The organism is Geobacillus sp. LYN3, from assembly GCF_003064505.1.
Taxonomy (GTDB): Bacteria; Bacillota; Bacilli; order Bacillales; family Anoxybacillaceae; genus Parageobacillus_B; species Parageobacillus_B toebii.
The window spans coordinates 20434-27580 of the sequence record NZ_QCWL01000004.1 but is presented as its reverse complement, the minus strand read 5'-3'; the positions used below and the strand labels follow the sequence as shown (position 1 = coordinate 27580).

The window sequence follows — 7147 nt, the reverse complement described above, 5'->3', positions numbered from 1 at the left end:
GGAAATCCGAACGTAATAAAAAAGAGTGTGTAGAATTACATAAATTCCACACGCTCAATCCACACTTTCCGTTTTCTCCATCTATTCGGCCTAGTGTTTTCCGCCTGGACATATATTTCCTTTATGAACATGCTGACAAGATTCTTTTTCTCTTTGTCCGACAGGTGATTCCAGTTTTCCTCGAACTGCATCAGAATCTCAGTTAGTTCTTGAGGCGAAAGCTCGCCGGATTCCTCTTGTCCCTTCAATTCCTCCAGCTTGTTTTGCAGTTCCTTCTCAATTTTCCGGTCCTCACTGGTCAGCTCTTTCAACTCCTCAAGCGAGATCACTTCATTTGCAAATGCCAACTGCAATCGTTTCCGGCGCTTCTTAATTTCATCCAGTTGTGTTTCAATATCTTGTATTTGTCGGCTGATGTGACCGCTGTCTTGTTCATACGATGCGGCTACCTCGGACGCGGCCGAAGCGTCGCGCATCTCTCGAATATATCGCAAAAACACCTCCTCGATCGCTTGTTCATCCAGCATAGGCATGTCACACAATTTTGTGAAAGTGCCCCGACATGTGTATTTCCTGCGAGCATAAATGCCGTTTTTCTTTGTGTGATTGGATAGCTTGCCTGGCATCACGCGGCCGCAACGAGCGCATCGCAGAACGCCGGAGAAGATATAATCGCTCGCGACTTGTCTTGGATGCTTCCCTCTCCTTCCCTCCCTCATCTTCTGCGCTGTTTCAAACTTCTCGCGTTCTATGATCGGCGGGATGATGCCGTCATGGTACTCATCCATATAGAAAAAACGCCCGATATACACTTGATTGGTTAGAATGTCGCGAACTTGCTTGCCTGTCCACATTCTGCCCAACCTTGTCCGATGCCCCATGCGATTTAGAAGGGTGGCAGTCCGGTTATCGCCGTTTCCCTCAAGGTATAGATCGAACATCTTGCGGACAATAGCGGCTTCCTGCTCATCAATGACAATCTTTTTTTCTTCTAGTCGATACCCAAAATTCACTTTCCCACCCGGGTATTTTCCTTCATGAACCATTTGTTGCATGTTGGCTTTCACACGTTCTGCCGTGTTCTCCCGTTCCCACTGGGCAAGCGCGGCAACGAACGTAATAAACATGCGCCCGGTGGCAGTGGTGGTATCGTAGACTTCGGTTGCCGACTTGAACTTGCAGTCGTGTTCATCAAATAATTTCAGTAGGTTATGCAAATCCAAAACGGAACGAGTGAGGCGATCGAGGCGATACACCAACACGCAATCAATCAGCCCTTGTTTGATGTTTTCGATCATCCGTTTCATCGCCGGCCGTTCCAAGTCCTTTGCGCTGTAGCCGTCATCAATATAAAATCCTTCAATGTCCCAGCCTTGCGAAACACAATAGGCGTGAAGTTTTTCCTTTTGCATTTGAATGGAATACCCATCCCGCGCTTGGTCTTCCGTGCTCACTCGGATATACAATGCGGTTCGCATACCTGTTCCCTCCTAAAAAAAGATGGGCGAGCCGTCGCCCGCCCGTCTAAATTTCTAGCGCTAGAAATTTAGGACTACTTTTTTCAGTTTGCCTATGATCCTTACATTCTTTGCATCCTCCGGCCGGACGACAATCGGCTTGTATGCCGGATTTTCACTTTGTAGAATAATAGTATCATCCGTCTTGTATACTCTTTTCAGCACAATTTCATCATCAATCAATACGGCGGCGATTTCTCCGTTATCCACATCATTTTGCCGACGGATAAGGAGTAAGTCGCCGTCCATGATTCGAGCACCGATCATGGAGTCGCCTTTGGCTTCAAGCAAGAAATATTCTCCGCCATTCAACCAGCTGCCTGGTACTTCTTCATATCCTTGAATATCTTCGTAGGCAATGACACCATTCCCACAACTAATCGCCCCGACGATAGGGAGTTTCGCAAACCTCTTAATAGGAATTGTCTTTTCTTCCAGCTTGTCCTCCTCGAAGAAATATGAGATAGGGACGTCGAAATATTGGGCCATTAACCCGACCTTGTCCATAAGAGGTTTATTTCTTCCCGACTCCCAAGCTGATACTGCCGTTGGCTTAACACCAAGTATTTTAGCTAAATCTTCTTGAGTCATCTTTTTTTCTTTTCTCAATTTTTTTATTCTCTTCCCTATGTGCAATTTTCTTCACCTCCTTTCAAACAATAATATAAATTATAAGTATAGTTATATTCAAGATTTGTAAAAAAAAATATACCAAAAGTGAAACTTTTGGTTGACAACTATACTTGAAGTGTAGTAGGATTGAATCAGAAGGAGGTGGGAGAATTGGATATTAAATTCACGTTAGAACAAGCAAGAAAACATCGCGGTTTAACGCAAGATCAGATCGCTAAAATGCTTGGCATGACAAAGCGTACTTATGTTGATTATGAGCAATACAAGCGTGCTTTTCGAATTGATAAAGCGTTTTTATTCGCTGAAATTGTTGACATTCCAATTGATAATATAATTTTTTTTAAACCAGAACTACACTTTAAGTGTAGTAAGAGAAATGAAACAGCTTGACTGTTAATTGTGAAAGTGAGGTGTGCAAATGAATACGATAAGCAAAACCATTTACGGTAAATACATTTCTTGAGAAGGGGCTGATAAAAGTGAATCAACCATCCCGTGAAACGATGAAGCGCATCTACACGTTTTTTCTCCGTACATCCGTCCCGCGAATCGTCGCCAAAATTGAGCGTAGCGAGTTGACGTGGGAGCAAATCAGAACAAAGGAGGTGACAACAAATGCAAAAACTTCCTAACGCGTATGACTTCGCCAAGCTTGAGGAGGCGATTTCGTTCTACACACGCACAGTCGCGGAAGTGATGAAAAACCGCGACCGTAGCATGCATGAGGAAGTGATGCGGTTCAAGCGCGAATTGCATGAGCGCATCGATCGGGAATATGATCCAGCTGCCCTCTAGGGCATTCCTTTTGGCGAAAAAGTGGACAAGCGAGGTGAGATAATGTCCGATCCCGTAAGTCTTGCCGAATACAAAAAGATGTACCCGGTTTTCAAAGATATTCCAGACAGTGAATTCACCTATTACAACGGTCATTGGCTTATATCACTCAAAGCGTTGAAACAGCTTGCGTATAAACACAAAAACAGAGAGTTAATCAAATTCATTAATACAGTGGAGGGGAAACGAAATGCATCTAAAGGTAATTGAGCAAAACGGCCAACGGGTTTTGACAACTTCCCAGTTAGCTGAGTATTACGGTACGGATAACAGACGGATTTCCGAAAATTTTAACCGTAACAAAGATCGTTTTAAGCTCGGTAAACACTATTTTGCGTTACAAGGTTCGGAAAAACAAGAGTTTTTAAACCGTACGCAAATTGCGGATGGTTCGAAAAATGCAACAGTACTCTACTTATGGACCGAAAAAGGTGCATGGTTGCACGCGAAATCACTCAACACCGACGAAGCCTGGGAAGCATACGAGCGATTAGTGGATGAGTATTACAGGGTGAAGGAGAATGCGATCAACATTCAGATGTTGAGTCCTCAACTGCAAGCGTTGGTCTCACTAGAACTTAGACAAAAGCAACTAGAGCAAGAATTAGCGGTTGTTAAGAAGGAAGCTGACGAAGCAAAACAGAAGATTGCGGCCACTTCCAATGAAGTAACGGACTTAAAACGCGGGCTTGTCGATGTAAATATGCCGTTACGAAAACAATTCAATGACGCGGTGCGTGCTTTATCAAAACGGGAGCAGATCGGCTTTGACGAGGCGTACAACAAGGTTTATGACTTGCTTGGTGCTCAATATCACATCGATATTAAGCGCCGTGTAGAAAATCGGAGAGCGAAAGGGGATAAAAACGTTAAGCCAATCGACATCGTGGAAGAGTTAAATTTGTTGGTTCCGGCAATCCGTTTAGCGAAAGCACTGGGAGGTGTTTCGTGATGAACGTCCTCCCAGGCGACCTTCAACATGCCAATGAACTCCTGGAATGTTGCGACTATTGCCTTGCCCGCGCTCGTGTAGCGCAGTTTGGGCGTGACTTAAACGCAGCGGAGAAGTGGGTAAAAGAGTTCTTGCGCTGCAAACGCGATTTGGACGAGCTTATCAAACGGAAAGAGGAGCATGACAAACTGCTCCAGGTCGTTGAGATGATGAAAGAACGCGGTGTTGATATTGCATTCATTATGAGAAAGGGGAATGAGTGATGGACATTCACAATTTTCACGATCTACTCAACGAATTTGAACATGCTTGTCGAGGCGGGGACTATGAAATTTCAAAGCAATTGAAAAAGGAGATTGTTAAGTTAGTAGATTACGAGGAAGAAGAAACAGCTAATGTGCTTGCAGATTTGTGCCAAAAAATTGATTGGTTAACACAAGAGTTGGAACGACAAAAATCATTCTGGATGCGCAAGTACGTGAATGAAAAGGAAAAAGCTGAAAAGTACAAGAAAGCGTTAGAAAACATCGAGGATTTAGAGTTTTTCACAAACTTTAGTGATAAAGAAAAATTTGCTGCTGCTTTGTATCACGCTAAAAACGCATTGGAGGTGAATGAACGATGAATATCTGTTTTTCTGCAAGTAGATTAATGAAAGTTTCAGAGGTTCGTAGATTGTGTGAAGAAATGCGCGAAAATCAAGCAATGTTAATGGCAACGGAGTTAAAAGCGAAAGAAGAGCTTTACAAACGCTTTTTACGAAAAGAAAAAACGGCTAGTGCCTAACACTAGCCACCAGAACCATCGCAATCAATTGTAGTATACCATATTTCCTCTCCCTTTCACAAGGCAGGCCTAGTGCCTGTCGTCAAGGGTGGGAATGTTGCGATGACTTTATCCCCCGGTTATCAACGTTCTCGCCTTTGACGATGTGCACTAGCACATCAGCAGACCGAGCGGAGCGGGCGACGATCCTGAAAAAGGGAGCCGCGCCAAAATACATGTGACGGTCACGCCACGACGTCTGTTTTTACTCTATGCGAAAGGAGGGACAAGTATGACACGGGAGGAGAAAAAACTCATTCGGTTGCAGATCATCGGACTGCTCGATCGTTGTGAAGGGTGTCAGTATCGGCGCAAAACAAACGCCAGTATTCACGTTTGCCCTGGTTGCCCGATCGGACAGCAGATGCAAGAGCTAGGGAAGAAATTAGCTGGACAGCCAAAGCCGGCGTCAAAGCAAGAGCAGAAAAAGAAAACGCTTGTGATGCGGCCATGGACGAAAGAAGAAGAGGAATTCGTTCTCATGAATCAACATCGGATGACAAGAATAGAGATGGCCAAAAGATTAGGTCGGTCCTACGATGCCGTTAGGCAAAAGCTCGCAAAACTCAATGCACAAAGGGGGAGAATCCATGCAAGTTGAAAATCCGATGACTCGTCCGGTTCGGCTTAAAAGCCCTCATTGGGGAATTGACGCTTTCAACGACGAGATTCTTTACGGCGATGTTATCTATGAGTTTCCAGACGGGGAGATCGTTCTTGAAGAAAACATTCATCAGTATCTCATTCAAGTGTTAGGCGCTACACGCAAAATTGCAGAATGAAAAAACGCCTCACTGGATGGAGTGAGGCGCACGCAATGGTGATTCCCTTGAAACAGCTACCTACATAGTACAGGAATCGCCGCCAAAAATCAAATGGAGGTGGAGAAGATGGCAGGGAAGATCACTATTCCATACAGTTCCGATCGGTTCGATCAATGGCGGTTATCTCAAGCAGGCGGACAAATTACGTTTAACAAATCAGGCAGACCTGTTTTTCAGTTTCAAAACGCGCAACAATATCACAAATACCTGGAACTCAACGCACAACGTCAAAATTTTAGGAGGGGAATGTCATGAAATTATACGAACTGACCGAAAATTACGCCAAGCTGTTGGAAATGGCCGAGGAAATGGATACCGATGCGATTGTAGATACATTAGAAGCACTGCAGGAGGCGATCGAGGACAAAGCAGAAAACATCGCCAAGCTCATCCGCAATCTTGAGGCGGACGTCAAAGTTATCCGCGACGAAGAAAAGCGATTGGCAGAGCGCCGACAAGTCATTGAAAACAAAGTGGAACGGTTGAAAACGTACCTACAAGAACAATTGGAGATCGCTGGCATCGACAAAGTGAAACGCCCGACGATTACGGTGGCGATCCAAAAGAATCCGCCGTCGGTGGACATTATCGACGAAACGCTCATCCCAGAAGACTTCTTCATCCCTCAACCGGCCAAGATCGATAAAAAATCCATTCTCGAACGGTTGAAAAATGGTGAAGAGGTGCCTGGAGTAGTTCTTAAACAAACGAAAGGGGTTCGGATAAGATGAGTGAGCTAGTCGCAAAACAACAAACCAATTCTCTGTCGATCATCGAGAGCGTTGATATAAATACTGTTCAATCAACGCTTGCGAAAATCAATCAGTTCCAAGCCGTCGTTCAAAACACGTTGAAAGCAGGTCATGACTACGGCGTGATCCCTGGCACAAGCAAGCCGACACTACTAAAGCCCGGCGCAGAAAAAATTCAAATGTTGCTCGGAGTTACTAGTGAATACGAGGTCATCGAACGCGTACAGGATTATGAAAAAGGCTTCTTTGCTTTCACGGTTCGCTGTATCGTCTACAAAAACGGCATGAAAATCACCGAAGGCGTCGGCCATTGCAACACAAAGGAAAAGAAATATATCAATCAGGACCCGTACACACTGGCAAATACTTGCCTGAAAATGGCCAAAAAACGTGCACAAATTGACGCAACATTGACACTAGCAAGCCTTTCCGAAATCTTTACTCAAGACATCGAGGACATGCAGGAATTCGTGCTAACGGAGCAAGTCGAAACAATGACAGCACAAGATGCAGCACAGATCAAGCTATCTTTTGGCAAATACAAAGGTAAGACATTGAAGGAAATTTATAAGACACAGCCGGACTATCTCGAATGGTTACTCAAACAGGATAGAACTGATCCAGTCATCAAGAAGGGCATTGAGCTGATGTTTGAGGCGGTAAGACAACAAGCGCAGCAAAAACAAGCACAACAGCAGCAAGCAGAGCAACAAGCATCACAACCGGAACCGCAGCCGGATAATATCGACCCATTCGATGGTGAAGTAATTGAAATCAGCGATGAGGATTTGCCTTTCGATATGTAAGGTG

At 44.5% G+C, this 7147-nt stretch carries 13 protein-coding genes; 11 read left to right on the top strand and 2 right to left on the bottom strand.

The window, feature by feature from the left end:
* Positions 1-35: 35 nt before the first annotated feature.
* Both DCC82_RS15635 and lexA read right to left on the bottom strand, forming a co-directional pair.
* Entirely contained in the window at positions 36-1478 is a 1443-nt protein-coding gene (locus tag DCC82_RS15635) for a recombinase family protein (RefSeq protein WP_108430476.1), read from the bottom strand.
* A 60-nt stretch (positions 1479-1538) separates the two neighbouring features.
* Positions 1539-2153, bottom strand: a complete 615-nt coding sequence (gene lexA, locus DCC82_RS15630; protein ID WP_108430475.1) for a transcriptional repressor LexA — start codon at positions 2151-2153, stop codon at positions 1539-1541.
* Between the two features lie 147 nt (positions 2154-2300).
* Between lexA and DCC82_RS15625 the strand changes: the two genes are divergently transcribed.
* The 11 genes from DCC82_RS15625 to DCC82_RS15575 all read left to right on the top strand — a co-directional run bounded on the left by DCC82_RS15625 (position 2301) and on the right by DCC82_RS15575 (position 7143).
* Positions 2301-2540: a helix-turn-helix transcriptional regulator gene (locus DCC82_RS15625; protein WP_199222362.1), complete on the top strand. Its 240-nt coding sequence runs from the start codon at positions 2301-2303 to the stop codon at positions 2538-2540.
* 225 nt (positions 2541-2765) lie between these two features.
* The gene (locus DCC82_RS15620) at positions 2766-2945 is read left to right on the top strand and encodes a hypothetical protein (protein WP_108430474.1); all 180 of its coding nucleotides are present in this window, start codon (positions 2766-2768) and stop codon (positions 2943-2945) included.
* Positions 2946-3174: 229 nt separating this feature from the next.
* The gene (locus DCC82_RS15610) at positions 3175-3936 is read left to right on the top strand and encodes an ORF6N domain-containing protein (RefSeq protein ID WP_108430472.1); all 762 of its coding nucleotides are present in this window, start codon (positions 3175-3177) and stop codon (positions 3934-3936) included.
* Positions 3936-4199 (top strand): hypothetical protein, encoded by a 264-nt coding sequence (locus DCC82_RS15605; RefSeq protein WP_108430471.1) that lies wholly within the window; start codon positions 3936-3938, stop codon positions 4197-4199. Before DCC82_RS15610 ends, DCC82_RS15605 begins: the two co-directional genes overlap by 1 nt.
* A complete protein-coding gene (locus tag DCC82_RS15600) occupies positions 4196-4561 on the top strand; it encodes a hypothetical protein (RefSeq protein WP_158268594.1) in 366 nt (121 codons plus the stop codon). The genes DCC82_RS15605 and DCC82_RS15600 overlap by 4 nt, the downstream gene beginning before the upstream one ends.
* Positions 4558-4722: a hypothetical protein gene (locus DCC82_RS17760; protein WP_187252120.1), complete on the top strand. Its 165-nt coding sequence runs from the start codon at positions 4558-4560 to the stop codon at positions 4720-4722. The genes DCC82_RS15600 and DCC82_RS17760 overlap by 4 nt, the downstream gene beginning before the upstream one ends.
* A 271-nt stretch (positions 4723-4993) precedes the next feature.
* The gene (locus DCC82_RS15595) at positions 4994-5362 is read left to right on the top strand and encodes a hypothetical protein (protein ID WP_108430469.1); all 369 of its coding nucleotides are present in this window, start codon (positions 4994-4996) and stop codon (positions 5360-5362) included.
* Complete coding sequence (locus DCC82_RS15590) at positions 5352-5543, top strand: YqaI family protein (RefSeq protein ID WP_108430468.1); 192 nt, start codon at positions 5352-5354, stop codon at positions 5541-5543. The genes DCC82_RS15595 and DCC82_RS15590 overlap by 11 nt, the downstream gene beginning before the upstream one ends.
* A 108-nt stretch (positions 5544-5651) precedes the next feature.
* Entirely contained in the window at positions 5652-5840 is a 189-nt protein-coding gene (locus DCC82_RS15585; protein WP_108430467.1) for a hypothetical protein, read from the top strand.
* On the top strand, positions 5837-6316 hold the full coding sequence (locus tag DCC82_RS15580; RefSeq protein ID WP_108430466.1) for a siphovirus Gp157 family protein: 480 nt from the start codon (positions 5837-5839) through the stop codon (positions 6314-6316). The genes DCC82_RS15585 and DCC82_RS15580 overlap by 4 nt, the downstream gene beginning before the upstream one ends.
* Complete coding sequence (locus tag DCC82_RS15575) at positions 6313-7143, top strand: exodeoxyribonuclease X C-terminal domain-containing protein (RefSeq protein ID WP_108430465.1); 831 nt, start codon at positions 6313-6315, stop codon at positions 7141-7143. Before DCC82_RS15580 ends, DCC82_RS15575 begins: the two co-directional genes overlap by 4 nt.
* Positions 7144-7147: the final 4 nt, after the last annotated feature.

Coding starts and splice junctions, on each gene's coding strand:
- DCC82_RS15610 (WP_108430472.1), top strand. CDS start 3,175: ATGCATCTAAAGGTAATTGAGCAAAACGGCCAACGGGTTTTGACAACT.
- DCC82_RS15635 (WP_108430476.1), bottom strand. CDS start 1,478: ATGCGAACCGCATTGTATATCCGAGTGAGCACGGAAGACCAAGCGCGG.
- DCC82_RS17760 (WP_187252120.1), top strand. CDS start 4,558: ATGAATATCTGTTTTTCTGCAAGTAGATTAATGAAAGTTTCAGAGGTT.
- DCC82_RS15590 (WP_108430468.1), top strand. CDS start 5,352: ATGCAAGTTGAAAATCCGATGACTCGTCCGGTTCGGCTTAAAAGCCCT.
- DCC82_RS15585 (WP_108430467.1), top strand. CDS start 5,652: ATGGCAGGGAAGATCACTATTCCATACAGTTCCGATCGGTTCGATCAA.
- DCC82_RS15620 (WP_108430474.1), top strand. CDS start 2,766: ATGCAAAAACTTCCTAACGCGTATGACTTCGCCAAGCTTGAGGAGGCG.
- DCC82_RS15605 (WP_108430471.1), top strand. CDS start 3,936: ATGAACGTCCTCCCAGGCGACCTTCAACATGCCAATGAACTCCTGGAA.
- DCC82_RS15575 (WP_108430465.1), top strand. CDS start 6,313: ATGAGTGAGCTAGTCGCAAAACAACAAACCAATTCTCTGTCGATCATC.
- DCC82_RS15595 (WP_108430469.1), top strand. CDS start 4,994: ATGACACGGGAGGAGAAAAAACTCATTCGGTTGCAGATCATCGGACTG.
- DCC82_RS15580 (WP_108430466.1), top strand. CDS start 5,837: ATGAAATTATACGAACTGACCGAAAATTACGCCAAGCTGTTGGAAATG.